We start from the raw sequence: 25,285 nt of genomic DNA, 5'->3' as shown, positions 1-25,285 counted from the left end.
GCCGCCATGCGCATCGTGACCGCTCGCCTGAACCACGAGACGAACACCTTCTCGCCGCTGGCGACGCCGCTCGAAGCCTTCCGGCCCCTCTGGGGCGAGGCGGCCCGCGCGGCGGGCACGGGCAGCGCCACGGCGCTCGGCGCCTTCCTGGCCTTCGCGGAGGCGCGCGGCGCCGGGGTGGCGGTTCCGGTCTCGGCCCACGCCAACCCGAGCGGGCCCGTCGCCGACGCCGCCTTCGAGGCCCTGTCCGGCGCGATCGTGGCGGCGGTCTCCGAGGGGTGCGACGCCATCCTGCTCGACCTCCACGGCGCGATGGTGACGGAGAGCCTGGACGACGGCGAGGGCGAGCTCCTCGCCCGGATCCGCGCGGTCGCGCCGGACGTCCCGCTCGGCGTGGCGCTCGACCTCCACGCCAACGTCACGCCCGGCATGGTCGCGGCCGCGGATGTGATCGTCGGCTTCAAGACCTACCCGCACGTGGACATGGCCGAGACCGGGGCGCACGTCGCCCGTCTCGTCGGCCGCATGCTCGACGCGGGTCTGCGCCCGCACCAGGCTTGGTGCCACCCGCCCCAGCTCGCCCACACCCTGCGGATGGACACCCGCGTGCCGGGACCGATGGCCGACCTCGTGGCCGCCGCGCGCGCCGTCGAGGCGCGGCCCGGCATCCTCGCGGCCACGCTGTTCGGGGGCTTCTCCCTCGCCGACCAGCCGGAGGCCGGCGCGTCCTTCGTCGTCGCGGCCGAGAGCGCCGGGCTGGCGCGGGCCGCGGCGGAGGAACTCGGAGCCGCGCTCTGGGCGCGCCGGGCGGACTTCGTCTACGCGGAGGCGCCGCTCGCGGAATCCCTCGCGGCGGCCCGCGCGGCCGCCGAGGGCCCGGGCGAGGGGCCCGTCCTGCTCCTCGACCACGGCGACAACTGCATGTCGGGCGGCACCTGCGACGTGATGGACGTGCTCGCCGGCTGCCTGGAGGCCGGCCTCGACGGGATCGTCGCCGGGCCGATCTGCGATCCCGACTCCGTGGCCGCCCTGTTCCAGGCCGGGACCGGCGCCGCGGCGGAGATCCGGCTCGGCAACAAGGTGGCGCTGCCGGGCTTCCCGCCCCGGGCACCGCTCGCCCTCGCCGGCCGGGTCGCGGCGCTCGGCGACGGCGGCTACGTCGTCACGGGCCCGACCTATACGGGACAGCGCTTCTCGATGGGCCGCGCCGCCGTGCTCGACACCGGCCGGGCGCGTGTGCTGGTCGTGGAGGAGCCGCACGAGCCCTGGGACCGCGCGATCTTCACGCAGAACGGGCTCGATCCGCGGGCGGCGCGGTTCCTCGTCCTGAAGTCGCGCATGTATTGCCGCCCGGTCTTCGAGCCGATCGCCCGGGCGGTGGTCGAGTGCGCCAGCGCCGGGGTCACCAGCTCCGATTACCGCCTCTTCCCCTTCGCCAAGCTGGCGCGCCCGGCCTACCCGCTCGATCCGGACGCAGCCTGGGGGCCGCGGTGAGCCTCGACGACGACGCGGAGGCGGCACCGCTGCGGCGGATCAAGCTCTCCGATCAGATCGCCGAGGATCTGCGCCGACGCATCGCCCGCGAACGGATGGAACCGGGCCAGCGCCTGCCGAACGAGCGCGCGCTGATGCAGCATTACGGCTGTGCCAAGGGGACGATCCGGGAAGCGCTGAAAGCCCTTGAGGTGCAGGGGCTGGTGACGATGCAGCCCGGCCCCAACGGCGGCGCGGAGATCCGGCCGGTCTCGCTCGATGCCGCGGCCCAGCAGCTGCGCCGCTTCCTGCATTTCCGGCAGCTCGACTTCGCCCAGGTCTACGCCGTGCGGCGCAGCCTCGAAGTCGCGCTGGGCGTCAGCATCGTGGGCCGGATCGACGACGAGGTCCTGCGGCAGCTCGCGAGCAACATCGAGGCCTGCCAGGCGGCGGCCGACGCCGGCGATCGCGCCCGCGGTCGCGTGCTGGAGCTGAAGTTCCACGACATCCTGTGCGACGCCAGCGACAACGCGCTCCTCGCCTTCATGTGCCGGTTCCTGAACAGCCTGCTGCGCGACCTCGTGGAGTTCCGCAGCGCCAGCGCGACGGAGCACGAGGCCTTCGGCGCCCACAACATCGACAGCCATCGCCGGCTCGTCGCCGCCTTCCGGGCGGAGGATGCCGGGGCGGTCGAGGCGGTGATGCACGAGCACATGTGCTGCGCCGAGCATTTCATGCGCCGGCTCGACGCCGCCTTCCACCGCGACCTCCTGAGCGGCGAGCGGACCTAGGCCCCGGGACGGGGCGATCGAGGGCGCGTCCGGCAGGCCGGCGTCGGCGGGTCCGGCGGTCGTGGGGGCGCGGGCCCGCGGTCGCGCGGCGCTGGCGTCGGCCGCCTCGCCCCGAACCCGCCCGACGATCGACCCCGATCACGCCGCGGCGCCGTCCGGGCGACGGGAGGCCGGCATCGGGGCCGATGACGCGAGTCCGTTGCCGAGCAGGAAGCCCGAGACGAGGGCGAGGACGCGCGCGGGATCCTGATCCTGAGGGGCGTGCCCCAGCGCGGGCAGGAGGTGAACCTCCGCATGCGGACAGGCGCGGGCCACGGCATCGATCTGCACTGTCGTGCCGTACCGGTCCCGCTCGCCCTGGATGAGCAGGAGAGGCACGCTCAGGCGCCGCAGGGCCGCCCGGACGTCCCAGCGGCATCGCTCGGGATCGAGCCACGCATCGCTCCAACCCCGGAAGGCGCCGTCCACGTCCGCGTGCTGCGCCGCGAGGCGTCGCCTGAGGCCGCCGGCCTCGAAGGCCGCCCTGGCACGTCGGACGCCCTCGATCGTCGCGGGTTCCACGACGACGTGCGGCGCGATCAGGGCCGCCCCCGAAACGCGCGGGTCGCCCGAGGCGGCCGCGAGGGCGGCGATCGTCGCACCGTCCGAGTGGCCGACGAGGACGGTGCGCCGGAGGCCGGCCGCGTCGAGCACGCGCGGGAGAACCTCCGCCGCCTCGCGCTCGAGATAGTCGAGGGGGCGGGGCAGGGCGACCGGGCTCGATCGTCCGTAGCCCGCGCGGGAATAGGCGAGGACCGGGCATCCCGACGCCTCGGCGAGCGCGTCGGCGAACGGCCACCAGCCATCGGCCGAACCGAGGCCCTCGTGAAGGAGCACGATCGTGGGGGAATGGCCCGGTCGTGGGCCGGAGCGGCGGTACTCGAGACGCTGCGGACCGAGGTCGAGGAAGCCCGCGGCGGGTTCCTCGCAAACCTCGCACGGCCCGGATGCCATCGGCGCTCTCCTGCGTGATCGTGAGGGTCGGGATCGCCGACGGGATCGGCCGGATGCGCTGTCCGGCATCGCGTCCTCACCCGCGCTCGAGGTTGCCCCGCGTCTCCGGCATCATGACCGCGCCGATCAGGTAGGCGACCGTGACCAGCGTCGAGAAGATCGCCAGCACCATCGTGATCTGCCCCGGTCCGTCGGCGGTGAGCGAGACGAGGGTGGGCAGCATGCCCCCCAGCGCGAAGCCGATGTTCCAGCTCAACCCCGTCCCGGTGGCGCGCAGAGCGGTCGGAAAGGTCTCGTTGAGGAAGATCAGCAGCGGGCCGTAGCTCCCGTTCGCCACGAAGGCGAGGAGCATGGCGTAGAGCCCGATCTCGAGGTTGTCCGTGGCGCGTCCGAGCGCCAGGAACAGCACCGGGAAGGCGACGAGCCGCACCGCGCCCATCAGGAGGAAGCAGCGCTTGCGCCCGATATGCTGGCTCAACTCGCCCAGGCCGCAGGCGCCGGCCGCGGCGGCGAGGCTCGCGCCGATCAGCATCATCGAGGCGGTCCCGTTGGGCAGGCCGTTCACGAGCTTCAGCACGGTCGGGAGGTAGCCCACGGTCAGGTAGTAGGCCGAGCCGCCGCCGAAGGAGAGCAGCGAGGCGAGCAGGAAGCTGCGGGCGTGCTCGGCCGAGAACAGGGCCCGCACCGGCGAGACGACCGGCACGGCGTCGGCGCGGCGGGCCGCCTTCGCGGCCTGGAGCTGCCGGAAGATCGGCGATTCCTCGAGGTTGCGGAACAGCACCAGACCGACCACCGAGGTGAGGAGGCCGGAGAAGAACATCACCCGCCAGCCCCAGGCCGCGAAGGCCTCGCCGGGCGCCAGCAGCGAGACGATCGAGAACACGAGCGAGGCGAGCAGGCCGCCGATCGCCGCGCCGCCGCCCCCGACGGAGCCCGACATCAGGCCGCGCCAGCGCTCGGGCACCGACTCGGTGCCGATCGTGTGCGAGGCCGCGACCACGCCGCCGACGAAGATGCCCTGGATCAGCCGGAAGGCGAGGAAGATCGCGGTGGCGACCCAGCCGATCTGGCCGACGGTCGGCAGGAGGCCGAAGGCGGCCGTCGAGAGGCCGACGCCCATCACCGCCACCATCAGGGCGCGCCGCCGGCCGAAGCGGTCCGCATAGCTGCCGAACAGGGCCGAGCCGAGCGGGCGGATCAGCAGCGTCACCGCGAAGGATGCGTAGGCTCCGGCCAGCGACAGCATCGGCTTGTCGGCCGGGAAGAACAGGGCCCCGACGACCGGCGCCACGTAGAGCAGGATGAACAGGTCGAACAGGTCGAGGCCCCAGCCGAACAACGAGGCGAGCGCCGCGGTCGCGGTCTGGCGCGTGGTCGGCTTCGGCAGGGCCGCGGGTGCGGCCAGCGTCGTGGTGGCGTCCATGTCTCGTCTCCCTCGGGGCTCGCGCGCGAGCCCGCCCCTGTGCCGCCCGCCGGTCTTGATGCCGGCGCGGCGGTCGCGATCCTCGGCTAGCGGCCGGTGAACTGCGGCTGGCGCTTCTCGTGGAAGGCCTCGACGCCCTCGCGGAAGTCGTCCGCCTGGCGCAGGCGGCTGTAGCAGTGGCCCTCGAGTTCGATCGCGATCGCGAGGCTCGAATCCTCGGTGTCGTTGAGGAGCTTCTTGGCGGTGCGCTGGGCGATCGGCGAGAAGGCGCGCAGCTCCTCGACGAGCGCGTCGACCGTCTTCTCGAGGTCCGCGTCGGGGACGCACTCGGTGGCGATGCCCCAGTCGAGCGCCTGCCGTCCCGGGATGCGCTTGGAGCGCATCACGATGTCCTTGGTGCGGGTGATGCCGACGATCTTCTGCAGGCGGGCCGAGCCGCCCGATCCCGGGATCTGGCCGAGCTTCTGCTCGGGGAGCGCGTAGCGGCAGGTCTCGGAGACGATGCGGAAATCGCAGGCGAGCGAGATCTCGAAGCCGACGCCGAAGGTGTAGCCGCGGTTGGCCGCGATCACCGGCTTGGTGCAGCGCGCGGGCGCGGCGATGTTCCAGGCGAGCTTCGAGACGTGCTCGGGCGAGGCCTCCAGGAAGCCCTTGATGTAGCCGCCCGACGAGAAGTGCTCGCCCTCGGCCCTGAGCACGATCACGCGCACCCGCGGATCCTCGTCGAGCGCCTCGAAGGCCTTCCGGATCTCGTCGCGCTGGGGCATCGCGATCACGTTCATCGGCGGCCGGTTCAGGACCACGTCGGCGCGCTCGCGGGCGGGGTCGATCTCGACGCGGAAGCCGTCGAAGTTCGTCAGGCGGGGATCGTCGGTCATCGGCACTCTCGTCTCGGAGGGGGATCGTCTCGGAAGGGGATCGGGTGCGGGTCAGGCGGCGGTCGGCTCGCCGGCGGGCGCCGCCTTGGCCTTGGACTTGGCCTCGGTCTCAGCCCCGGTCTCGGCCTCGTACGCGCCCGCCACGAGCTGGCGGCGCAGGAGCTTGCCGACCGGCGATTTCGGGATCTCGGCCACGAAGACGTAGGCGCGGGGCAGCTTGTGGCTCGGCAGACCGGCGGCGCGGCAATGGGCGTCGAGGGCGGGGCCGTCGGTGCCGTAGCGGCGCTTGACGAAGGCGGTGACGCGCTTGCCCCAGCGCTCGTCGGGCAGGCCGACCACCGCCACCTCGGAGACCGCGGGGTGCAGCGAGAGGCAGCTCTCGATCTCGACCGGCGAGACGTTCTCGCCGCCGGTGATGATCATGTCGTCGACCCGGCCCGTGACGAAGATGTCGCCGTCCGCGTCCGCGAAGCCCGTGTCGCCGGTGAAGTACCAGCCGCCGCGGAACGCCTTCGCGTCCGCCTCGGGGCGCCGCCAGTAGCCCTCGAAGGCCTCGTCGCCGCTGGCGATCACGGCGATCTCGCCCTCCTCGCCGGGAGCGGCGGTCGCCTCCGGGTCGGCGGCGCCGAGCGGCACCACGCGCACCAGGGTGTTGAGGCCGGCCCGGCCCGCGGAGCCGGGCTTCGTGGCGGCGTCCTGGTTGATCGTGAAGGTGTAGACCTCCGACGAGCCGTAATGGTTGACGAAGAGGTCGGGCCGGAACGCCTCGGTGAGCCTCGCGAGCAGGCCGTCGGTCATCGGCGCGCCGGCGAAGCCGAGCTTGCGCACCGAGGCGGTGTCCGTCCCGGCGAAATCCGGGTGGTGCACGAGGTCGTGGTAGAGGGTCGGCACGAGGTAGAGGTTCGTGACCCGCTCGGCCGCGATCAGGCGGAGCGCCCCGGGCACGTCGAAGCGCGGCAGGCAGACGAAGGCCCCGCCGATCAGCGACATGGCGATGAGCGAGCGCACGCCCATCGTGTGGTAGAGCGGCATGACGCCGAGCGTCCGCTCGCCGCGCGCGTAGAGGTTCTGCGCCACATGGGCGAGCGCGGCGGCGCGCTCCGCGCGGTGGCGGCGGGGCACGCCCTTCGGCTTGGCGGTGGTGCCCGAGGTGTAGAGCATCAGCGAGGTGGCCTCCGCGCCGACGCGGGGGCGGGCCGGCTCCGCCCCGGGCCGCGCGAGATCGGCGAAGGAAATCGTCCCCGAGCCCGTGCCCTGGCCGACGGCGATGCGCGGCAGGCTCCGGGCGGCGGCGCTTGCCCGCACGGCGGCGGCCGAGACGGCCTCGTAGGCGAGTGCCCGGGCGTCGGAATTCTCGATCGCGAAATCGATCTCGTCGGGCTTGGCGCGCCAGTTGATCGGCGTCAGCACGAGGCCGGCGAACTGGCAGGCCCAGTGCAGCGTCGCCGCCTCCAGCCGGTTCTGCAGCACGGTGACGAGGTGGTCGCCGGGCTTGAGGCCGAGACGGTCGAGGCCGGCGACCGTGTCGGAGATCCGCGCGTACCAGGCCGCGTAGGTCAGCCGGGTCTCGCCGTCCACGATCGCGAGCGCCCGGGGATCGCGCGAGACGCTCGCGAGGAAGCTGGTGCCGAGGTCAAGCATGGGCCTTCTCCGCGTCGGTCGCCTCTCGGGTCGCGGGCCCGGACGGGTCCTCGCCGCGCAGGATGGCGGCGGCCTCGAGGGCCGCCGCGAGGATCGGGGCATAGCCGGTGCAGCGGCAGAGATGGCCGCCGACGACCTCGGTGAGCTCCGCGCGCCCCGCCCGCGGCCGCAGGCGCAGGTAGGCGTCGAGCGACATCAGGATCCCGGCGGTGCAGAAGCCGCATTGCAGGGCGTGGTGGCGCCGGAAGGCCGCCTGCAGCACGCCGAGGCGTCCGGGCTCGGGAGCCAGCCCCTCGACGGTTCGCAGGTCGCAGCCCTCGACCCCGACCGCCAGCGTCAGGCAGGCGCGGGCCGGCACGCCGTCGATCGCGACCGTGCAGGCGCCGCAGACGCCGTGCTCGCAGCCGACATGCGTCCCGGTGAGCCCGAGCCCATGGCGGAGCGCGTCGGTGAGCAGCGTGCGCGGCTCGACCTCGACCTCGGCGGGCGCGCCGTTCAGGGTGAAGCGCACGCGGTGGCGCGCGCCGGCGTCTAGCTGCGGCATCGGAGAGAGTCCTGTCGTGCCTCGCTCAGCACGCGGCGGCCGAGCTGGCGCACGAGGTCGCGGCGGTAGCGGGCGGTGGCGTGGAGATCCTCGCCCGCGCCGAGGTCCCAGGCGAAGGCGTTGAGGGCGTCGTCGAGGGCGGAGCCGTCGAGGAGCGGGAAGTCCCGCGCGGTCGGCCGGTCGGCGACGCCGCCGACCGCGAGGCGCATGCGCCGGGCGTCCACGACCGCCGCGCAGGCCACGATGGCGAAGTCGCCGTGGCGGCGCCCGACCTCGGCGAAGGCGTAGCCGGTCCCCGCCGCCCGGGTCGGGTAACGGACCGCCTCGATCAGCTCGTCGTCGGCACGCTCCGTGACCATCATGCCGGTGAAGAAGTCCTCGGCGCGCACGCTCCGCCGACGCTTGCGCGCGCGCAGCCGCACCTCGCCCTCCAGCGCCACGAGGCAGAGCGGGATCTCGGCGCTCGGGTCCGCGTGGGCGACCGAGCCGCACAGCGTGCCCCGCGCCCGGGTCTGGACGTGCCCGACCCAGGGCAGAGCGGCGGCGAGCAGCGGCAGGTCGTCGGCGAGCCCCGGCCGGTCGAGCAGGATCGCCTGGCGCACACCCGCCGGGATCACGAGCGCGCCGCGCTCCGGCACCGGCTCGCGCAGGGCCTGGATCCGCATCACGTCGACGAGCACGGCGGGCTTCGTCAGCCGCATGTTGAGCATGGGCAGGAGGGACTGGCCGCCCGCCACGACCCGGGCCTCGTCGCCGTGCCGCGCGAGCGCGTCGAGCGCCTGGTCGAGGCTGTCCGCGCGCAGGTAGCCGAAGGGTGCGGGCTTCATCGCGTGATCCCCAGGCGGGCCAGCAGGCGGCGCAGCAGGCCGGGCGCGGTCGCGCCCCCGCCCGCGCGCCGCGCGAGGGCGGCGAAGAAGCCGCCGATGATCACGCGGGCGGCGCCGTCGAGCAGGCGCCCGCCCACCGCCGCGACCTTGCCGCCGACCGCGGCCTCGTAGGCGTAGCCGATCCGCGTGCCCGGCCCCTCGGGCGTCAGGGTGATGCGGCCGGAGCCGCCGCCGTTGCCGAGCGCGCCCGTCACCGTGCCGGCGAGCGTCGCCGCGCGCGGGGGGTCGAGGTCGGAGAGCCGGATGTCGGCCTTGTAGCGGCCCTTCACCGGCCCGACGCCGAGGGTGACCTCGGCGGTGAAATGCGTGTCCGAGCGCTTGCGCACCCCGTGCGCGCCCGGGATCACCGAGGCCAGCACCTCGGGATCGAGCAGCATCGCCCAGACGGCCTCGGGCGGCGCCGCGACGCGCGCCGAGCCCTCGCCGCGCATCGTACGGTCGCCGGGCTTCGATCCCCGAGAGGGCGCGCCCTGCCCGGCGCGCCCGGCGGGCGGAGCCGGCTCGTCGCGGCCGGCGGCGAGCGCGGCGAGTTTGGCCGGGGTCAGCGGCAGGTCGATCGCCTCCAGGGAGAGCGCGTCCGCCACCGCGTTGGCGAGGCAGACCGGGGTCGACATGCAATTGCCCTCGCCGACGCCCTTGGCGCCGAGCGGCGTGAAGGGCGACGGGCTCTCGACGTGCAGGACCGTGAGCTCCGGCATCTCGGTCGCGGTCGGGAGGAGGTAGTCGGCGAGCGTTCCGGACAGGAAGGCGCCGTCCGCGCCGTAGGCGAGTTCCTCGTAGACCGCGGCGCCCAGCGCCTGCGCGAAGCCGCCGCGCACCTGCCCCTCGACCATGCCGGGATGCAGGATCCGCCCGCAATCGTGCATCGTGACGTAGCGGTCGATCGCGATCTTGCCGGTGACCGGATCGATCTCGACCCCGCAGAAATCGAAGATGAAGCCGTGGCAGAGCGAGGAATTCACCGCATCGGCCTCGTCCGGCGCCGTGAGCTGCGGCGGCGTCCAGAAGGCGGTCTCGCGGATCGGCGCGCCGTCCATGTCGGGCAGGAGGCCCGGCGACCAGTGGGCCGTCGCCGCAACGCGGGCGAAGGGGAGCGACGCGTCCGGGTTCGTGCGCGAGCCGACCCGGCCGCCCGCGAAGACGAGGTCGTCGGCGCGCAGGTTGAGCTGGGCCGCCGCCACCGCCGCGAGCTTTTCGCGCAGCCTGAGCGCCGCCTGGTGCGCGACGCCCGCCACCGCAGCGGCGAAGCGGCTCGAATAGTTGCCCGAGGCGATCGACCACGCGTCCTTGGCGGTGTCGAGGTCGGCCGTGACCCGGACCTGGTCGAGGCCGATCCCGAACACGTCCGCCACCACCTGCGCCAGCACGGTGCGGTGGCCCTGGCCCTGCGGCACGGAGGCGACCTGCACGGTCACCGCGCCGACCGGATCGAGCGTGATGGTGGCGGTGGCCTGCGCCCCGTTCTTCGGGCCGGCCTTGGCGCGCTCGGCCGCGGTGAGGACGGTGGTGATGTAGCCCATGTTCGAGACGCTGGGCTCGACCGCCGCGGTATAGCCGATCCCGTAGAGGCGGCCCGCGGCGCGGGCCTCGGCGCGGCGGCGGACGAGTTCGGCGAGCCCGCCGTCGCGCGCGGCCACGTCGAGGGCGTGCTGGTAGTTGCCGGAATCGTAGAGCGCGCCGGTCGCCGTGCGGTACGGGAAGGCGTCGGCCGGGATCAGGTTGCGGCGGATCACCTCGAGCGGGTCGAGGCCGAGCGTCACGGCGATGCGCTGCATCAGCCGTTCCAGGGGATAGTAGACCTGCGGGCCGCCGAAGCCGCGCACCAGCCCGGTCGGCGTCTTGTTGGTCAGCACCACGCGGTTGCGCATCCGCACGTTCCGGATCGCGTAGGCGCCGGTCATGTTGCCGTGCATGCGGTAGAGCGTGGCGGGCTCGGGCGCGCGCAGATACGCCCCGCAATCCTCGACCTGATCCCAGTCGAGGGCCTCGACGCGGCCCGCGTCGTCGAAGGCGGCCGTGAGCGTGGTGACGCGGTTGGTGGCCGAGACCGAGGCGGCGAGGTGCTCCAGCCGGTCCTCGACCCATTTCACCGGACGGCCGACCCTGCGGGCGGCCGCCGCGATCAGGACCGCGTAGGGCGCGACGCCCTGCTTCACGCCGAAGCTGCCGCCGGAATCGGGGGGCGTGCGCAGGCGCAGGCGGTTGCCCGGCACCTTGAGCGCCCGGGCGAGCACGGCGTGGATGCTGAACGGGCCCTGGAAGTTGGCGAGCACGTCGTAGCTGTCGTCGGCGGCGTCGTACTCGGCGACGACCCCGTAGGTCTCCATCGGGCAGCCGGTGTTGCGCGGGTAGCGGACCGTCACCGAGAGCGTGTGCTTCGCCCGCCCGAAAGCAGCTTCGGGGTCGCCGTACCGGAAGGCGCGGTCGCTGACTTGGTTCGCGCCGACGCCGTCGTGGAGGATGGGGGCGTCGGGCGCCAGCGCCGCGAGCGGGTCGACCACGGCCGGGCGCGGCCGGTAGGCGACCTCGATGAGGTCGCAGCCGTCCTCCGCGACGTAGCGGTCGCTCCCCAGGACGACGGCGACCGGCTCGCCGACGTAGCGGACCCGGTCGACCGCGACGGCGCGGGCATCCACGGCCGCGCGGACCGCCGGGACGAGGCCCGCGGTGATGTCGAGGAGGTCGCGCCCGGTGATCACGGCCGCGATGCCCGGCAGCGCCAGCGCGGCGGCGGCGTCGATCTCGACGATGTCCGCGTGCGCGTGGGGCGAGCGCAGGATCGCCGCGTGCAGCGTGCCCGGCTTCGTGCCCAGATCGTCGATGTAGCGCCCGCGCCCCGACAGAAGGCCCGCGTCCTCGACGCGCTCGACCGACCGTCCGACGAACGGGATGTGCTCGATGCCCAACGTTCGCTTCCTCGCCCAGGGCTCTTGCCGGCCCGGTTCGAGGAGGATGCATCGCGTGCCACGCGACGGAGGATCCCGCCGCGTCTCGCGACTTACCCAGACGTCTCAAAAAGCGCCGCGGCAGGATGCGCGGCGGCGCTCAGGCCGGCGGCGGGGCGCCCCGGCGCACGATGCCGCGGAAGACGCTCGGCGGGACGCCGACATGGTCGCGGAAGAAGCGCGAGAAATGCGCGGGCGTGGAGAAGCCGAGGCCGAGCGAGAGCTCCGTCAGGCCCTGGTCGGTGCCGACGATGGTCCGGACCGCGCGCTCGACCCGGACGGCGTTCTTGAAGACGTTGGGCGAGGCGCCGGTCGTCTGCTCGAACAGGCGGTAGAAGTGGGCCCGCGAGAGCCCGACCTCGCGCGCGAGCGCGTCGATGCCGCTCCCGGTCCCGGGCTCGGCCCGGATCCGGGCGATGGCCCGCTGCACGCGCCAGTCCCGGTTGCGGCTCGCCCCCCGCAGGGAGGACCCGGCCTCGCGCCACGCGGTGAAGCGCTCGATCAGGGCGATCATCAGCCCGGGCAGCAGGGTCTCGCGGATGCGGCGCGAATCCGGCGCGTAGACCATCTCGCCCGCGAGGTCCCGGGCGAGTTGCCGGATCCGGGCCGTGATCAGGCCGACCGGCTGCTCGAAGAAGCCCGGCGCGCCGCTCGCCGCCCAGTTGTCGCGGAAGGATCCGAGCCAGGCCGGCTCGATGTAGAGCGCGAGGATCATCGCCTTGTCGCGCGCCGGATCGTGCAGGTAGGCGTGCGTCTCCCAGGCGTTGACGAGGACGGCCTGCTCGTCGGTGAGGCGGACGACGCGCTCGCCGACCAGGAACTGCGTGTCGTCGCCCTCGACCTTCAGCAGGACATGGCAGTGATGATGCGCGTGCCGGACGAGGCCGCGGTCCATGTCGAGCAGGGCCACACGGCCGAAATCGCCGTGGGCAATCTCGAGAGCTTCGGACATCCCTCACGGATACCACACCGCCCGAGGTGCGGCCATCGAGCGCCGACCAAGGCAGGTCGCCCGCGGATGCGCGGACCCGCCCGGATCTCGATGCCATCCGCTGGCGCGTCGCACAGCACGCCGGCGTCAGTACCAGTAGGCTCGCCGATAATAGACCCGCGGATAGCCCCAGCCATAGGTGCGCCAGAAGGCGCGACGATAGACACGGTAGTCGGTATCGTAGCCCCGCCAGCCATAGGGCGACCAGTAGGCTCGCCGGTAGCGGCGGACGTAGACGGGATACGGATAGGAGGCTGGATAATAGGCCGGGTACCCGTACCAGTAGGGATCGATCGGCGCCGTTGCAGCGGCCGCCAGCCCCAGGGCACCCCCGACGACGGCGCCGGTCGCCAGGGCCGCGCCCCAGCCTGGTCCCCACCCGTACCAGTACACCTGCTCGGTGAGTTTTGCGCCGGCGACCTGCTCGACCGATGCGGCGGGAAGCGGGGCCGCACCGACGGGTGCGCTTCCGCCGGCCGCGAGACCGGCTGCGACCACGCCCGCGCCTACGATCCTCTGAAGGCTGGAAACCATGACAAACCTCCGGTCATGAGAGGTGATGGCAGTCCGACCGCGGTGCGGTGGTCGACGGCCGGCTTCGTCGTGCGCGGGCTGCGCTCGGACGGCTCAGGGACGACAGGACCTGCCGCATCGCTGGACAGGAGCATGACTGACCCAGGAAGCTCGCCGCCTTCCTTCCGGTCGATCCGCGTGTCTCGCTTTGACCTGCATCAAAGCGCCTGCCCGTAAGCCGCCCTGAAATCCTGCCCCGAACGTCTAGGGAGATCGCCATGTCTGCGCGACATTCGGTGACCGCTGGAATCCTGCTTGGGCTTCTGGGTTCACTGCCGGCGCTGGGACAGGACGCGGTCCGGTCGGATCCGCCGCAGGCGGTCGCCGACAGGACGGACTACATCGCGAAGAGCGGCAAGACCGTGCCGAGGCCGGACAAGCTCGATCCCAACGAGAGCAGCACGATCGAACGGCGCACGCCCGAACAGGTCCGCGACGACGCGATCACGCGGGGGATCTGTGTGGGCTGCTCCCGCTGATCCGGTTTCGCGCGCTCGGACCCGAGCGTTCCGTTCAGGGCCGGCCCTCCGTGTCGCGCCGAACGCCAGCCGATTCCGGCCGGCCCCCGGAGCGGCGCGCTCCATCGCGGGCATTCCGCGACGGCGAAAGCGAGGGGATGCGGGAAGGGGACGCCGCGGGAACCTCGAAGGTTCCGCGGCTGCCGACGCGTCCGGTTCCAGGGGATCGATGGAGCGGGCGATCGGGATCGAACCGACGACATTCAGCTTGGGAAGCTGACGTTCTACCACTGAACTACGCCCGCGTCGCAGCCTTGGTTAAAGGGCCCTCCGCCTCCTGTCCAGCCGAATCCGCCGTCCGGCCGCATCGGTCGCGGGCTTCGCGATGGAACGGGATGCGGGGCCGCGCGTCGTTGAGGGAATCCTGCGCCGCGCCATGACCGTCTTCTTCACCAGCGACACCCATTTCGGGGATCCGCGGGTGCTGCGGCTCGACCGCAGGCCGTTTCCGGACCTCGCGGCGCACGACGCCGCCCTCATCGCCGCATGGAACGCGCGCGTCGCGCCCGAGGACGAGGTCTGGCACCTCGGCGACTTCGCCCTCGGGCCGAGCGGACCGCGCCTGCGCCAGATCCTGGACGCGCTCCACGGCACCAAGCGCCTGATCAGCGGGAACAACGACGGGCCCGACACGCTCGCGGCGCCGGGCTGGGCCTGGGTCGGCCCCTATGCGGAGGTCGCCGTCGAGGCGCGCCGCCTCGTCCTGTGCCACTACGCCTTCAGGACCTGGAATGGGATCGGCCGGGGCGCACTCAACCTGCACGGGCATAGCCACGGACAGCTCAAGCCGATCCCCAGGCAGTACGACGTCGGCGTCGATGCCCAGGGCTTCGTACCGGTCACGCTCGCCGAGATCCTGGTCTCGCGGCGGCGCGGCGCGAAACGTCCCGCGGAACCATCGGCTTAGCTCTGCCGTTTCCAGGCCAGAAGACAGGAGGATGCGGCAACCGCCCGGCAGGGAGGCCGCCCGCGACCTCCGCCCCTCCCGTGTCCGGATGACGGACCACCTCGGACCACGTCACAGACGCGCAAGGGCCAGGGAGCGGATCTCCGCTCGTCGGGACCCCGGCGCCCGTTTCCACGGTGTTCCCATGCAACAGCCCCTCAAAGCCGCCATCGCCGCACTCGGGCTCGCCCTGGCCACGCAGGCGGCTCTCGCGGCACCCGCCTGCATCGAGGCCCGGCGCAAGGTCGACGAGGCGGCGGCGCTCCGCTACCAGGCGCGCCAGGAAGCCCGCCTCGGCGACCACGACCGGGTCTGCGACACGCTCGACGAGGTCGGCGACCGCTACAACGACGCCCGCGACGCCTTCGACGATTGCGGGGCCGGCGTGGTGGCGATCGACCTGCGCAGCGAGTTGCGCGCCCTGCGCGTCGCCAAGCGGATCAACCGCTGCGACTAGCGGCCCGGGACCGGGCCGCCCCTCCACATCATCCCGCATGCCGGGCGAGCGCGTGCGCCTCCGCACAGAAGCCGCGCGAGCTTGACCGCACTCTTAACCCATGCCCGACGCGAGCCCGTCGGCGACAGGATCTCCGCCATGAACCAGAGCCTCGGCCAGGACCTCGGTCAAGACGTCGCCAGCCCCTCGCTCGGCGCACGGACCGGCCCGTCCTTCGCGGCCGCCCTGTGCGGCTTCCTCAGCACCACGGTCGCCACGACGGCGCTGATGTTCCTGCTCAGCAGCGTCTGAGGCGGGCGGCGGGATCGCGGGCCCTCAGGGCGCGATCCACCAGAAGCGGCGCGGCGAGAGCAGCATCTCGACGGAGCCGACCTTCCGGGCGGCGGCGGGCGGGCAGGCGGGCTCCGGCCGCGGGGCGGGCTCCGACCGGGGGGTGGGCGCGGCGGCGAGCATCGCCGCGGGCCGCAGCCCGAGACGGGTCTGGATCTCCGGCTGGCGCACGGCCGCGATGGTGCCGACGCAGGCGAAGAGCGCCCCGGCGACCGCCCCGAGCAGAAAGTTCGTCATCGCAAGACAGCATTCCCGGGGCCTGAGAGCCCCACGCACCGGCGCCGGTCTGGCACCGCATGCGGGCGCGATTGCGGCGGCCCGCGCTTACACACCCTTAAGCTTACCGTGTGATCAATCCCGGGCGATGCCCCGCAGGGCGGCATCCGCCGTCCGGGAACGGGTTGCAGGGATCGGGTCCGCATGAGCTACGCCGCCAACGCCTATGCCAGAACCGCGCAGGTCGCGCTCAGCCCGCGCGAGGCGGAAGCCGCGGTGCTGATGAAGGCCGCGCGTCAGCTCCAGGCGGCGCGCGACGACTGGGACAACCACGCGGCCGGCCTCAACGCGGTGCTCACCTTCAACCAGAAGGTCTGGACGATCCTGGCAACCGCCGCGACCGACCCGGCAAGCCCGCTGCCGCCGGACCTGCAGCAGGACGTGGCCAACCTCGCGGCCTTCGTGTTCCGCCGGATCCTCGACACCATGGTCGATCCCTCGCGCGAGAAGCTCGACGCCCTGATCACCATCAACCAGAACCTGGCGGCCGGCCTCCAGGGCCGCTGACGCCCCTCAGGCCGCCCCCGGCTCCGCCGCGGGCGCAAGGTGCGCGCGCTCGTAGGCGACGAGGTCGCGGGCGCGCTTGATCGCGGCGTGGTGGCGCCCCGCCTCCAGTTCCTGCTGGATCGCCGCGAGGTAGGGGGCCGTGCCGGGCGCCTGGCGGACGAGTTCGGCCGCCTGCGCGTAGAACAGGGCGAGCGGCCCGGTCGGCTCCTCCGAGAGGTAGATTACCGTCAACGTCAGGTGCAGGCGCTTGCAGGGCGTGTCGGCCTCGCTCTCGGTGATGATCTCGCTCTCGCGCAGGAACTTGCACGCCGTCTCGATCAGGAAGGCGGCGCGACGCTCGCCGTTGCGGATCGCCGCCCCGTTGATGATCAGCCGCTCGAACGGCTTCAGTTCGATGCGCAGGGGCATGGCGTGCTCTCCGGGGAACCTGACGCCACCCTAGTCACGCTTCGTTAACCGTGACTCAACGCGGCCCTCGGAAAAACCGCGCCGGGCGTCTCACGCAAGGAACCTCGCGGATCAGCTTAAGGGCTCGGCAAGGGCCCGCGTGATCTCTGGGGCGACTGCCAGAAAGGCAGGACCACAGATCAGCACGGATCGCCCCGATGTCCAGCATCACCCTCTCGTCTGCCACCCGGCAGAACCTGCTCGTGGCCCAGGATACGGCCAGCCTCCTGTCGACCACGCAGAACCGCCTCGCGACCGGCAAGAAGGTCAACACCGCCCTCGACAGCCCGAGCTCGTTCTTCACGGCCCAGGGCCTCGACAACCGCGCCGGCGACCTCTCGAACATCCTCGACTCGATCTCGAACGGCGTGCAGGTGATCCAGGCCGCCAACACCGGCATCACCTCGCTGCAGAAGCTCGTCGACAACGCCAAGTCGGTCGCCAACCAGGCGCTGCAGGCGACGATCGGCTACTCCACCAAGTCGAACGTCTCGACCACGATCACCGGCGCGACCGCCGCAGATCTGCGTGGGACGACGTCGTACGCGAACGCGCAGGCGAGCAGCAATGTTCTATTCAGCGGAAATGCCGCCGGCGCGACCGCAGCAACAAACGCAACAAAGCTCGGCGGTACACAAGGTACTCTTGCCGGTACGGCAGCGGGTACGGCAACTGCGACGACGACACTGAGCAGCCTGACGAACGGACCTGCAGCCGGCGACACGCTAACGGTGAATGGCCGCTCTATCACATTCCGTAGCGGCGCAGCGCCTGCGGCGGCCGATGTACCGGCTGGTTCCGGCGTTACTACTGGTGGCCAGGTAGTGACGGATGGCAGCGGAAACTCGACCGTCTACCTCGGCAGCGGCACTATCACCGATCTGCTCTCTGCGATCGACCTTGCTAGCGGCGTAAGGAAGGCTGCGATCTCGGCTGGCGCCGCGACGGTAACAGCGAGTTCAACCCAGACGATCTCATCTATCAACGACACGAGTCATATCGTAACCCTGAAGAGTTCAGTTGGCGCCGATCTGAATATCTCCGGCAAGGCAGATATCCTCGCCTCCATCGGCATCACGTCAGCGACTGGAGGCGGAACAGCTTCGGTCAATGTGGCACGCACCGCTGGATCAGCAGGCCTGGGCACTCTGATCGCTGACGGCTCAACTCTAACAGTGAATGGCAAGACAATTACTTTCAAAGACGCAGAGGCACCCGCATCCAGCAGCACTCGCCCAGGCGTCGTTCAAAACAGCTCGAACGCAGACACGCCAGTTGAGACAGATGGAAGCGGCAACTCTATTGTCTATTTGCAGACGGCGACACTTACTGATGTGCTTAACGCCGTTGACATAGCGACAGGCGCCCAAAAGGCAACCACAGGCTCCGCAAAGACTACGCTCGCAACGACCGCAGGCGCGACAAATTCGTCTATTGCCGGAGGAATCCTGAAGATCAGCACCGGGACAACGGCTGATCTCAATATCACCGGCACCGGAAATGCTCTATCAGCCCTGGGCCTCGCTGGTAATGCAGGAACCGATACGAGCTTCACTGCATCACGCAGCTCCACCCCCGGCGGTCTCTCTGGCAAGACGCTGACCTTCGGCTCGCTGAACAACGGCACCGCGGTCAACGTCACCTTCGGCGACGGCACCAACGGCACGGTGAAGACGCTGGACGGCCTCAACGCCAAGCTCGCCCTCAACAACATGCAGGCGGCCCTCGACGCCAGCGGCAAGCTGACGATCTCGACGACGAACGACTACGCCTCGTCGACGATCGGCAGCACGGCCGATGGCGGCACCATCGGCGGCACCGCGTCGGCGCTGTTCTCGACCGCCCAGGCGCCGGTCGAGGACGTGAACTCGCAGAATACTCGCAAGTCGCTGCTCTCGCAGTTCAACCAGATCCTGGACAACATCAAGACGACCGCCCAGGACGCCTCATTCAACGGCGTCAACCTGCTGAACGGCGACACGCTGAAGCTGACGTTCAACGAGAAGGGCTCATCGACGATGAACCTGATCGGCGTCACCTTCGATCCGTCGGGTCTCGGCCTGACCAAGCTCGGGCAGAACGGTCTGAACGAGTTCGAGGACATCTCCTCGACCAACAAGGTCATCTCCTCGCTGACGCAGGCCTCGACGGCCCTGCGCCAGCAGGCCTCGACCTTCGGCTCGAACCTGTCGGTGGTGCAGAACCGGCAGGACTTCAACAAGCAGATCATCAACGTGCTGCAGACCGGCTCGTCGAAGCTCACCGACGCGGACCTCAACGAGGAGGCGGCAAACTCGCAGGCCCTCTCGACCCGCCAGTCGCTGACCGTCTCGGCCCTCTCGCTGGCCAACCAGGCCCAGCAGAGCGTGCTGCAGCTCCTCCGGTAAGGAGCAGGGACGGGCGCCGCCTCACAGCGGCGCCCGAGCCGTCGGGCCGAACACGAGCCGGACAAACGAAGAGGGCCGGGGCAGATCGCCCCGGCCCTCTTCGTTTGCGCGGCTGACGACCGGCGCCGTCAGGCTTTGCGGTCGACCTGCGCCGTCTGCGCGCCGGCGCGTGCCGTCTGCGCGGCCTCGCGCTCCGCGTAGGCGCGGGCCTTCAGCACCGTCACGGTCGGGAGCTGCACGACGATGTCGCCCGAGGCCGGATCGACCACTTGGTAGACCATCTGTCGCGCGTCCGCGTCGCGCACGTACTGCGCGCGGTAATCCGCCTCCGTCTGCGCGGGGGAGGGGGCATCCGCCTCCGCGCTCAGGTCGAGCTTCACCGCCGGCTCGAGCGGGGTGCGCGTGGGCTCCGCCGCGACCGCGCGCGCCGGCGCGGCAGCCGCGACGGGCGCGACGACGGGCGCCGGCCGGTCCGCCGGTTGCACGCTGCCGATCTCGCTCATGGCCATGGGCCTCCGATAGAATACAGAGGTCCATCTGGCGCCCGGATGATGACCGCGGCTTTAACGCGAGGAGGCCTTTCAGAAGAACCGTTAACGCGGGGTGACCGGGGCCCGAGAAATTGTACGCGCCCGGACCGGCCATGAAAAAGGCGGCGGGCCCTCTCGGAACCCGCCGCCCTGTCGCTCACCGGATGCCCCGTCCCGGCCTACTCGGCGGCGTCGACGTAGAGCTTGCCGCCCTCGGCGAGGAACTCCTCCGACTTCGCCTTCATGCCGGCCTCGCGCTGGGCCTCGGACATGACGGGCGCCGCGTGGATCACCGCGCCGGCCTCCTCCATGGCCAGCACCTCGGCGCGCAGGTCCTGCGTGATCTTCATCGAGCAGAATTTCGGCCCGCACATCGAGCAGAAATGGGCGACCTTGTGGGCGTCCTTCGGCAGGGTCTCGTCGTGGTAGGCGCGCGCCGTGTCGGGATCGAGCGAGAGGTTGAACTGGTCCTCCCAGCGGAAGTCGAACCGCGCCCGCGACAAGGCGTCGTCGCGCAGCTGGGCGGCCGGGTGGCCCTTGGCGAGATCGGCGGCGTGCGCGGCGATCTTGTAGGTGATGACGCCCGTCTTCACGTCGTCGCGGTTCGGGAGCCCGAGGTGCTCCTTCGGCGTGACGTAGCAGAGCATCGCCGTGCCGAACCAGCCGATCATCGCGGCGCCGATGCCGCTGGTGATGTGGTCGTAGCCCGGCGCGATGTCGGTGGTCAGCGGGCCGAGCGTGTAGAACGGCGCCTCGCCGCACTCGCGCAGCTGCTTCTCCATGTTCACCTTGATCTTGTGCATCGGCACGTGGCCGGGGCCCTCGATCATCACCTGGCAGCCCTTGTCCCAGGCGATCTTGGTGAGCTCGCCCAAGGTCTCGAGCTCGGCGAACTGCGCCGCGTCGTTGGCGTCGGCGATCGAGCCGGGGCGCAGGCCGTCGCCCAGCGAGAACGACACGTCGTAGGCCCGCATGATGTCGCAGATCTCATCGAAGCGCTCGTAGAGGAACGACTCGCGGTGCCCGGCGAGGCACCAGCGCGCCATGATCGAGCCGCCGCGCGAGACGATGCCGGTGACGCGGCGCGCGGTGAGCGGCACGTGGGCGAGGCGCACGCCGGCGTGGATCGTGAAGTAGTCGACGCCCTGCTCGGCCTGCTCGATCAGCGTGTCCTTGAAGACCTCCCAGTCGAGTTTGAGCGGGTCGCCGCCGACCTTCTCCAGCGCCTGGTAGATCGGCACGGTGCCGATCGGCACGGGGGAGTTCCGCACGATCCACGAGCGGATGTTGTGGATGTTGCGCCCCGTCGAGAGATCCATCACCGTGTCGGCGCCCCAGCGGATCGACCAGACCAGCTTCTCGACCTCCTCGGCCGCCGAGGACGTCACCGCCGAGTTGCCGATATTGGCGTTGATCTTCACCAGGAAGTTCCGGCCGATCGCCATCGGCTCCAATTCGGTGTGGTTGATGTTGGCCGGGATGATCGCCCGGCCGCGGGCGATCTCGTCGCGCACGAATTCCGGGGTGATGAAGGCCGGCACCGCCGCGCCGAAATTCTCGCCGTCCGCGAGCGCGGCCTCGGCCCGCTCCAGCATCTCTTCGCGGCAGAGGTTCTCACGATGGGCGACGTAGATCATCTCCTCGGTGACGATCCCGGCGCGGGCGAACTCGTACTGCGTCACCATCTGGCCGGGCGCGGCCTTGCGCAGCGTGCGCTCGGCGGGGCAGGGGGCGACCAGCTTGTCGGCGGAGGCGAAGCCGTTGTCCTCGGGCTTGACCGCGCGGGGCTCGGCGGTGGCGTAGCCGCGGGCCGCGATCCAGGGCTCGCGCACCTGGGGCAGGCCGTTGAGGAGGTCGATACGTGCATCCGTCTCGGTGTAGGGGCCCGACGGATCGTAGACGCGGACCGGCGCCTCCTTCGGGTCGGTCAGCGCGATCTCGCGGAACGGCACCCGGATGTCGTCGCGGCCGGCGACCGGCGCGTACACCTTGCGCGAGCCGTGGACGGGGCCGGTGGTGACGCTCTCGGGCGAGCCCTTCACGTCTTTGGGCAGGACGGGTGCGTTCATCGTGGATCTCTCCCTGGTTCCTTGGAGCGATCCGAATCCCGGACGAGGAGCGGGTGAGAGCCGGCTCGAACGAGCAGGCCGCAGGTTCCCGTCCCTCCGCCGGTATGAGCCGGATCAGGTTCAAGGGTCAGGGCCGCCGGGCCCAATCTCAGCCCCCCTCACGGGGCTCCCCTCGGAACGGCCGGGAGCCTCCGTGGTTTACGGGGCCTTGTCAATGCCGCGGGCGCGGCCGCGCCTGACACGGCGCGCCCGGATCACCGGCGCGCCCCGCATCTCGGCATTCCGCCGCGCCGGCCGCGCCTCGCGCGCGGGGCGGGCGCCGCTATAACGGGGCCTCCTTCCCGGCCCGAGCGTCCCGATGCGCCTCCCGATTCTCCTGCTCGCCGCCGCGGCGCTCCTCTCCGCGGGCGGGGTCGGGGCCCTGGCGCTGGTGCAGCGGCGGCTGATCTATCCCGGCGCCTACGGCGAGGCCGCCCCCGCCGGCGACCGGGCCGTGCCGCCGGGAGCCGCGGCGATCACCTTAGAGACGGCGGATGGGGAACGCCTCTACGCCCTGTGGCGGGCGCCGCGCCCGGGCTGCGGCGTGGTGGTGAGCTTCCACGGCAACGCCTCGCTGCCGGAATACCACGCGGAGCGCTTCGTCGCCGATCCCTGGGCTGCTGCCGGCTGGGGCGTGCTGGCCCCGGCCTACCGGGGCTATCCGGGCTCGACCGGCGCGCCCTCCGAGGACGGGCTGATCGCCGACGGGCTCGCCGCCGTGGCGGCGGCGCGCGCGCGGGCGCCGGGCGCGCCGATCCTGCTGCACGGCCACTCGCTGGGGGCGGCGGTCGCGGTGGCGGTCGCGGCGCGGCTGCCCGCCGGAGCTTTCGCGGGCCTCTACCTGGAGGCGCCGTTCGACTCGATGGTCTCGGCCGCGCGCGTGCATGTCCCGGCGGCGCCGGGCTGGCTCCTGCGCGACACCTACCGGTCGGACCTGCGCATCGCGGGACTCTCCGGCCCGATCCTGATCGTCCACGGCACGGACGACCCGGTGGTGCCCGAGCGCCTCGGCCGCCGGCTCGCGGAGGCGGGGAGGGCCCGGTTCGAACCGATCCCGGGCGACCATGTCAGCATCCTGGGCGCGCGCGACGGGGAGGCCGCCGCCCTGTTCGGGGCCGCCCGCGCGTGTCCCGATGCCGCGGCGGCCGCGGCCCGCTGAGCGGGGCGGCGCGCCCCATATGGTCGGCCGGGAGGCGTCGATTTGGGCAGGCGGGACCGCAGGTGGCGCGACGACGACCCGGCGACGCACGGGCCGCTGGCGGCCGCGCCGACGATCTGCCCGCTCTGCGACCGACCGATCCCGCCGGGCGCGCGCTCGAGCCTGCATCACCTCACGCCGAAGCTGAAGGGCGGGACCCATCGGGGCACGGTGCGGCTGCACCAGATCTGCCACTCGGCGATCCACGCCCGCTACAGCGAGGCCGAGATCGCCCGCCGGCTCGCAGACGTCGAGGCCCTGCGGACGGATCCGGAGATCGCCCGCTTCCTCGCCTGGGTCCGCACCAAGCCCGACGACTTCCACGCCGCCACCCGGACCACCCGCGAGCGCCGCGGCGCCCGGCGGGACCGGTGACGCCTTAACCAAGTCTTCACCCAAAGCTGCGCTCGCACCGCGAATCCTGGCACGATGCCCGCGACGACCGGTTGCACCTGGGGGTTGAGGAGGCGCGGATGGACCCGAGAGCCGGAACGACGCCGGAGGACGGCCTGCGTCTCGCCTGGGTCGACGTGGCCAAGGGCCTGTGCATCCTGCTCGTCGTCACGATGCACGCGACGCTCGGCACCGGTGCCGCGATGGGCGGCGAGGGCTTCCTGCACCCGCTCGTGGCCTTCGCCCAGCCCTTCCGGATCCCGGCCTTCTTCCTGCTCTCGGGCCTGTTCCTCGGCCGGGTGATCGGGCGCGGCTGGCGCACCTTCGCCGACAAGCGGGTGGTGCATTTCGCCTATTTCTACGGGCTCTGGCTGCTGATCCAGTCGGCGGCGAAGTACGGCGAGATCGCGGGCGACGGCGGCCCGGCGGCGTTCCTGCGCCACCTCGCCCTGGCGCTGGTCGAGCCCTACGCCTCGCTCTGGTTCATCTACCTGCTCGCCGTGTTCTCGGTGGTGACGAAGCTGCTGCGGCGGCTGCCCGGCCCGGTGCTGCTCGGCGGGGCGGCGCTGCTGCAGGTCTTCCCCCCCCACACGCCCTCCTACCTCGTGGAGGAGTTCTGCGCCCGCTACGTGTTCTTCGTCGCGGGCTACCTCTTCGCCGGACGGGTCTTCGCCCTGGCGGAAGCGGTCCGGGCCCGGCCCGGCCCGGCGCTCGGCGCCCTCGCGCTCTGGGCGCTCGCCGAAGGCTGGATCGCCCTGACGCCGGCCGCCGGGCCGGGCTCGCCGCCGCTCGCGAGCCTGCCGGGCTTGGGTCTCGCGGCGGGGGCGCTCGGCGCGGTCGCGCTCGTCGCCGCCGCCGTGCTGCTCGCGGAGGGGGGCGGCCCCGTCGCGCGGGCCCTGCGCACCTGCGGCCACCGCTCGATCGCGATCTACCTCGCCTTCTTCCTGCCGATGGCGGTCGCGCGGACGCTCGTCGTGGAAACCGGGCTGATCACGGATGTCGGCCTCGCCTGCCTGATCGTCGCGGCGAGCGCCGCCCTGGTGCCGCTCGTCCTCGAGCGGCTGGTCCGCGGCACCCGGCTCGACGTCCTGTTCCGGCGGCCGCGCGCCTTCCACCTCGCCGGCACCGGGGCGCCCAACCGGGCCGACGCGCCGCTCGCGCCGCGGCCGGCGCCCGTCGGCGGCCCGTAGCGCTCAGGACGCGGCGAAGCGGGCGCCGATCTCCTCCGGCCCGCGCCACACCACCCGGCAGACCCGCGGCTCGGCGAAGGGCCGCGCCGCGAGGAGGAAGATCTCCGGCACGCAGGTGGCGTCGAGCGAGACCAGCCGGACGCCGTGATCGGAGAGGTCGTAGATCAGGCAGGGCAGGGAGGTGTGCTCGTCGATGGAGATCAGCCCGTTCTCATCGACGCGCGTGCGGGGCGAGGCGCGGCGCTCGGCGGGGTCCGCTGGGACGCGGTGCGGCGCGAGGCTTGCGGCGGCCATGGGGTCAGGCCCTCACGTCGAGGAGGCGCCGCGTCGCGTCGTCCGCGACCCGGGCGGCGGCGGCGTCGGCGGCGAAGCCCGCCCGCGACGCGGCGATCTTTCGGGCCGCCTGCGAGAGCTCGATCCGCGCCGCGGCGGGCAGATCGGTCCCGGTGGCCTTCCCGGTGTCGGTGGCCTGCCCGGTGCCGGAGGGACCGGCCCGCATGCGGGCGACCTGTACGGCGGCTTCGGTGAAGCGGGCCTGGGCGGCGGCCATGCCGCCGGCCGCGCTCTGTACGGCGTCGATCATCGTGGGCCCTTGTCCCGGTCCCGGCAGGGATCCGCAGAAGGCCCATCGAAGTCGAAACCCTTCAACCGCGGCTTGCGAAACTCCCTCGCATTCGACGCATCGCCGCGCCGTCCCGCGCGTATTCGGACCGGGCCGCCCGACGGCGCCCGGAAGGCCCCTCCGCGCGGGATCCCGGACGCCCGCGCGGACGCTCCCCCGGCGGGGGCCGGCGCCCGCCCCGATGGTAAAGACCTCTTAAACCCGCCGCATTTACGGTGCCGAAGCAGGGTCACGGGC

The 25,285-nt window shown here is 72.2% G+C and carries 26 protein-coding genes, 1 tRNA gene and 1 riboswitch; of the genes, 11 read left to right on the top strand and 16 right to left on the bottom strand.

All coding sequences use genetic code 11. From position 1 onward, the window contains the following. Window positions 1-6: 6 nt before the first annotated feature. Both MFF56_RS10820 and MFF56_RS10815 read left to right on the top strand, forming a co-directional pair. On the top strand, window positions 7-1,494 hold the full coding sequence (locus MFF56_RS10820; RefSeq protein ID WP_066919692.1) for a M81 family metallopeptidase: 1,488 nt from the start codon (window positions 7-9) through the stop codon (window positions 1,492-1,494). Beyond that, the gene (locus MFF56_RS10815) at window positions 1,491-2,264 is read left to right on the top strand and encodes a FadR/GntR family transcriptional regulator (RefSeq protein ID WP_066919694.1); all 774 of its coding nucleotides are present in this window, start codon (window positions 1,491-1,493) and stop codon (window positions 2,262-2,264) included. Before MFF56_RS10820 ends, MFF56_RS10815 begins: the two co-directional genes overlap by 4 nt. A gap of 138 nt (window positions 2,265-2,402) precedes the next feature. Here the strand turns inward: MFF56_RS10815 and MFF56_RS10810 are convergent, their stop codons facing one another. From MFF56_RS10810 to MFF56_RS10770, 9 genes are all read right to left on the bottom strand, one after another. Continuing rightward, a complete protein-coding gene (locus MFF56_RS10810) occupies window positions 2,403-3,257 on the bottom strand; it encodes an alpha/beta fold hydrolase (RefSeq protein ID WP_238230003.1) in 855 nt (284 codons plus the stop codon). A gap of 76 nt (window positions 3,258-3,333) precedes the next feature. Then, a complete protein-coding gene (locus MFF56_RS10805) occupies window positions 3,334-4,680 on the bottom strand; it encodes an MFS transporter (RefSeq protein WP_066923365.1) in 1,347 nt (448 codons plus the stop codon). 86 nt (window positions 4,681-4,766) lie between these two features. Next, window positions 4,767-5,558, bottom strand: a complete 792-nt coding sequence (locus MFF56_RS10800; RefSeq protein ID WP_066923362.1) for an enoyl-CoA hydratase/isomerase family protein — start codon at window positions 5,556-5,558, stop codon at window positions 4,767-4,769. Window positions 5,559-5,609: 51 nt separating this feature from the next. Further along, entirely contained in the window at window positions 5,610-7,199 is a 1,590-nt protein-coding gene (locus MFF56_RS10795) for an AMP-binding protein (RefSeq protein ID WP_066923359.1), read from the bottom strand. Beyond that, window positions 7,192-7,743, bottom strand: coding sequence for a (2Fe-2S)-binding protein (locus MFF56_RS10790; protein WP_066923357.1), 552 nt, complete (start codon window positions 7,741-7,743; stop codon window positions 7,192-7,194). Before MFF56_RS10790 ends, MFF56_RS10795 begins: the two co-directional genes overlap by 8 nt. Then, complete coding sequence (locus MFF56_RS10785; protein WP_238230002.1) at window positions 7,731-8,570, bottom strand: FAD binding domain-containing protein; 840 nt, start codon at window positions 8,568-8,570, stop codon at window positions 7,731-7,733. The genes MFF56_RS10790 and MFF56_RS10785 overlap by 13 nt, the downstream gene beginning before the upstream one ends. Beyond that, window positions 8,567-11,536: a xanthine dehydrogenase family protein molybdopterin-binding subunit gene (locus MFF56_RS10780; RefSeq protein ID WP_238230001.1), complete on the bottom strand. Its 2,970-nt coding sequence runs from the start codon at window positions 11,534-11,536 to the stop codon at window positions 8,567-8,569. The genes MFF56_RS10785 and MFF56_RS10780 overlap by 4 nt, the downstream gene beginning before the upstream one ends. A gap of 139 nt (window positions 11,537-11,675) precedes the next feature. Beyond that, complete coding sequence (locus tag MFF56_RS10775; RefSeq protein ID WP_066918284.1) at window positions 11,676-12,527, bottom strand: helix-turn-helix domain-containing protein; 852 nt, start codon at window positions 12,525-12,527, stop codon at window positions 11,676-11,678. A 126-nt stretch (window positions 12,528-12,653) separates the two neighbouring features. Then, window positions 12,654-12,959, bottom strand: a complete 306-nt coding sequence (locus MFF56_RS10770; protein WP_156453449.1) for a hypothetical protein — start codon at window positions 12,957-12,959, stop codon at window positions 12,654-12,656. Between the two features lie 398 nt (window positions 12,960-13,357). On the opposite strand from MFF56_RS10770, the gene MFF56_RS10765 reads away from it, so the two are divergent. Then, window positions 13,358-13,618: a hypothetical protein gene (locus MFF56_RS10765; RefSeq protein WP_066918280.1), complete on the top strand. Its 261-nt coding sequence runs from the start codon at window positions 13,358-13,360 to the stop codon at window positions 13,616-13,618. Between the two features lie 209 nt (window positions 13,619-13,827). On the opposite strand, the gene MFF56_RS10760 is transcribed toward MFF56_RS10765, so the two are convergent. Then, window positions 13,828-13,902: transfer RNA gene (locus MFF56_RS10760), tRNA-Gly, on the bottom strand. Window positions 13,903-14,033: 131 nt separating this feature from the next. On the opposite strand from MFF56_RS10760, the gene MFF56_RS10755 reads away from it, so the two are divergent. The 3 genes from MFF56_RS10755 to MFF56_RS10745 all read left to right on the top strand — a co-directional run bounded on the left by MFF56_RS10755 (window position 14,034) and on the right by MFF56_RS10745 (window position 15,351). After that, window positions 14,034-14,564 (top strand): metallophosphoesterase family protein, encoded by a 531-nt coding sequence (locus tag MFF56_RS10755; protein WP_066918288.1) that lies wholly within the window; start codon window positions 14,034-14,036, stop codon window positions 14,562-14,564. A 184-nt stretch (window positions 14,565-14,748) separates the two neighbouring features. After that, a complete protein-coding gene (locus tag MFF56_RS10750) occupies window positions 14,749-15,060 on the top strand; it encodes a hypothetical protein (protein ID WP_066918279.1) in 312 nt (103 codons plus the stop codon). A gap of 138 nt (window positions 15,061-15,198) precedes the next feature. Beyond that, complete coding sequence (locus MFF56_RS10745; RefSeq protein ID WP_197430407.1) at window positions 15,199-15,351, top strand: hypothetical protein; 153 nt, start codon at window positions 15,199-15,201, stop codon at window positions 15,349-15,351. Window positions 15,352-15,375: 24 nt separating this feature from the next. Here MFF56_RS10745 and MFF56_RS10740 read toward each other — a convergent pair whose 3' ends face one another. Next, complete coding sequence (locus tag MFF56_RS10740) at window positions 15,376-15,627, bottom strand: hypothetical protein (RefSeq protein WP_238230000.1); 252 nt, start codon at window positions 15,625-15,627, stop codon at window positions 15,376-15,378. Between the two features lie 183 nt (window positions 15,628-15,810). On the opposite strand from MFF56_RS10740, the gene flaF reads away from it, so the two are divergent. Then, window positions 15,811-16,173 (top strand): flagellar biosynthesis regulator FlaF, encoded by a 363-nt coding sequence (gene flaF / locus MFF56_RS10735; protein ID WP_066918274.1) that lies wholly within the window; start codon window positions 15,811-15,813, stop codon window positions 16,171-16,173. Between the two features lie 6 nt (window positions 16,174-16,179). Here flaF and MFF56_RS10730 read toward each other — a convergent pair whose 3' ends face one another. Continuing rightward, window positions 16,180-16,581, bottom strand: a complete 402-nt coding sequence (locus MFF56_RS10730; protein ID WP_066918272.1) for a flagellar biosynthesis repressor FlbT — start codon at window positions 16,579-16,581, stop codon at window positions 16,180-16,182. A gap of 197 nt (window positions 16,582-16,778) precedes the next feature. On the opposite strand from MFF56_RS10730, the gene MFF56_RS10725 reads away from it, so the two are divergent. Further along, window positions 16,779-19,007, top strand: coding sequence for a DUF1522 domain-containing protein (locus tag MFF56_RS10725; protein ID WP_066918270.1), 2,229 nt, complete (start codon window positions 16,779-16,781; stop codon window positions 19,005-19,007). Window positions 19,008-19,135: 128 nt separating this feature from the next. On the opposite strand, the gene MFF56_RS10720 is transcribed toward MFF56_RS10725, so the two are convergent. Both MFF56_RS10720 and thiC read right to left on the bottom strand, forming a co-directional pair. Next, window positions 19,136-19,510: a hypothetical protein gene (locus MFF56_RS10720; RefSeq protein WP_156453448.1), complete on the bottom strand. Its 375-nt coding sequence runs from the start codon at window positions 19,508-19,510 to the stop codon at window positions 19,136-19,138. A gap of 206 nt (window positions 19,511-19,716) precedes the next feature. Then, window positions 19,717-21,606: a phosphomethylpyrimidine synthase ThiC gene (gene thiC, locus MFF56_RS10715; protein ID WP_066918266.1), complete on the bottom strand. Its 1,890-nt coding sequence runs from the start codon at window positions 21,604-21,606 to the stop codon at window positions 19,717-19,719. A 74-nt stretch (window positions 21,607-21,680) separates the two neighbouring features. After that, window positions 21,681-21,789, bottom strand: a riboswitch (TPP riboswitch). Window positions 21,790-21,964: 175 nt separating this feature from the next. Here thiC and MFF56_RS10710 point away from each other — a divergent pair. The 3 genes from MFF56_RS10710 to MFF56_RS10700 all read left to right on the top strand — a co-directional run bounded on the left by MFF56_RS10710 (window position 21,965) and on the right by MFF56_RS10700 (window position 24,426). Next, the gene (locus MFF56_RS10710; protein ID WP_066918265.1) at window positions 21,965-22,804 is read left to right on the top strand and encodes an alpha/beta hydrolase; all 840 of its coding nucleotides are present in this window, start codon (window positions 21,965-21,967) and stop codon (window positions 22,802-22,804) included. 42 nt (window positions 22,805-22,846) lie between these two features. After that, window positions 22,847-23,218 (top strand): HNH endonuclease family protein, encoded by a 372-nt coding sequence (locus tag MFF56_RS10705; protein ID WP_066918263.1) that lies wholly within the window; start codon window positions 22,847-22,849, stop codon window positions 23,216-23,218. 98 nt (window positions 23,219-23,316) lie between these two features. Continuing rightward, window positions 23,317-24,426: an acyltransferase family protein gene (locus MFF56_RS10700; RefSeq protein ID WP_066918261.1), complete on the top strand. Its 1,110-nt coding sequence runs from the start codon at window positions 23,317-23,319 to the stop codon at window positions 24,424-24,426. A gap of 3 nt (window positions 24,427-24,429) precedes the next feature. On the opposite strand, the gene MFF56_RS10695 is transcribed toward MFF56_RS10700, so the two are convergent. Together MFF56_RS10695 and MFF56_RS10690 are read right to left on the bottom strand one after the other, a co-directional pair. Next, entirely contained in the window at window positions 24,430-24,720 is a 291-nt protein-coding gene (locus MFF56_RS10695; RefSeq protein WP_066918259.1) for a PilZ domain-containing protein, read from the bottom strand. A gap of 4 nt (window positions 24,721-24,724) precedes the next feature. After that, window positions 24,725-25,009, bottom strand: a complete 285-nt coding sequence (locus MFF56_RS10690; RefSeq protein WP_238229999.1) for a hypothetical protein — start codon at window positions 25,007-25,009, stop codon at window positions 24,725-24,727. Window positions 25,010-25,285 lie beyond the last annotated feature (276 nt).

Origin of the sequence: Methylobacterium hispanicum, from assembly GCF_022179285.1 — a bacterium.
In the GTDB taxonomy this organism is placed as follows: Bacteria; Pseudomonadota; Alphaproteobacteria; order Rhizobiales; family Beijerinckiaceae; genus Methylobacterium; species Methylobacterium hispanicum.
Note: the sequence above shows the minus strand (reverse complement) of the source record. Positions and strands in the feature narration are given on the sequence as shown.

Bases quoted from the DNA above. Each gene is read 5' to 3' on its own strand.
- MFF56_RS10820 (WP_066919692.1), top strand. From the start codon at position 7: ATGCGCATCGTGACCGCTCGCCTGAACCACGAGACGAACACCTTCTCG.
- MFF56_RS10810 (WP_238230003.1), bottom strand. From the start codon at position 3,257: ATGGCATCCGGGCCGTGCGAGGTTTGCGAGGAACCCGCCGCGGGCTTC.
- MFF56_RS10805 (WP_066923365.1), bottom strand. From the start codon at position 4,680: ATGGACGCCACCACGACGCTGGCCGCACCCGCGGCCCTGCCGAAGCCG.
- MFF56_RS10800 (WP_066923362.1), bottom strand. From the start codon at position 5,558: ATGACCGACGATCCCCGCCTGACGAACTTCGACGGCTTCCGCGTCGAG.
- MFF56_RS10795 (WP_066923359.1), bottom strand. From the start codon at position 7,199: ATGCTTGACCTCGGCACCAGCTTCCTCGCGAGCGTCTCGCGCGATCCC.
- MFF56_RS10790 (WP_066923357.1), bottom strand. From the start codon at position 7,743: ATGCCGCAGCTAGACGCCGGCGCGCGCCACCGCGTGCGCTTCACCCTG.
- MFF56_RS10785 (WP_238230002.1), bottom strand. From the start codon at position 8,570: ATGAAGCCCGCACCCTTCGGCTACCTGCGCGCGGACAGCCTCGACCAG.
- MFF56_RS10775 (WP_066918284.1), bottom strand. From the start codon at position 12,527: ATGTCCGAAGCTCTCGAGATTGCCCACGGCGATTTCGGCCGTGTGGCC.
- MFF56_RS10765 (WP_066918280.1), top strand. From the start codon at position 13,358: ATGTCTGCGCGACATTCGGTGACCGCTGGAATCCTGCTTGGGCTTCTG.
- MFF56_RS10755 (WP_066918288.1), top strand. From the start codon at position 14,034: ATGACCGTCTTCTTCACCAGCGACACCCATTTCGGGGATCCGCGGGTG.
- MFF56_RS10750 (WP_066918279.1), top strand. From the start codon at position 14,749: ATGCAACAGCCCCTCAAAGCCGCCATCGCCGCACTCGGGCTCGCCCTG.
- MFF56_RS10745 (WP_197430407.1), top strand. From the start codon at position 15,199: ATGAACCAGAGCCTCGGCCAGGACCTCGGTCAAGACGTCGCCAGCCCC.
- MFF56_RS10740 (WP_238230000.1), bottom strand. From the start codon at position 15,627: ATGACGAACTTTCTGCTCGGGGCGGTCGCCGGGGCGCTCTTCGCCTGC.
- flaF (WP_066918274.1), top strand. From the start codon at position 15,811: ATGAGCTACGCCGCCAACGCCTATGCCAGAACCGCGCAGGTCGCGCTC.
- MFF56_RS10730 (WP_066918272.1), bottom strand. From the start codon at position 16,581: ATGCCCCTGCGCATCGAACTGAAGCCGTTCGAGCGGCTGATCATCAAC.
- MFF56_RS10725 (WP_066918270.1), top strand. From the start codon at position 16,779: ATGTCCAGCATCACCCTCTCGTCTGCCACCCGGCAGAACCTGCTCGTG.
- MFF56_RS10720 (WP_156453448.1), bottom strand. From the start codon at position 19,510: ATGAGCGAGATCGGCAGCGTGCAACCGGCGGACCGGCCGGCGCCCGTC.
- thiC (WP_066918266.1), bottom strand. From the start codon at position 21,606: ATGAACGCACCCGTCCTGCCCAAAGACGTGAAGGGCTCGCCCGAGAGC.
- MFF56_RS10710 (WP_066918265.1), top strand. From the start codon at position 21,965: ATGCGCCTCCCGATTCTCCTGCTCGCCGCCGCGGCGCTCCTCTCCGCG.
- MFF56_RS10700 (WP_066918261.1), top strand. From the start codon at position 23,317: ATGGACCCGAGAGCCGGAACGACGCCGGAGGACGGCCTGCGTCTCGCC.
- MFF56_RS10695 (WP_066918259.1), bottom strand. From the start codon at position 24,720: ATGGCCGCCGCAAGCCTCGCGCCGCACCGCGTCCCAGCGGACCCCGCC.
- MFF56_RS10690 (WP_238229999.1), bottom strand. From the start codon at position 25,009: ATGATCGACGCCGTACAGAGCGCGGCCGGCGGCATGGCCGCCGCCCAG.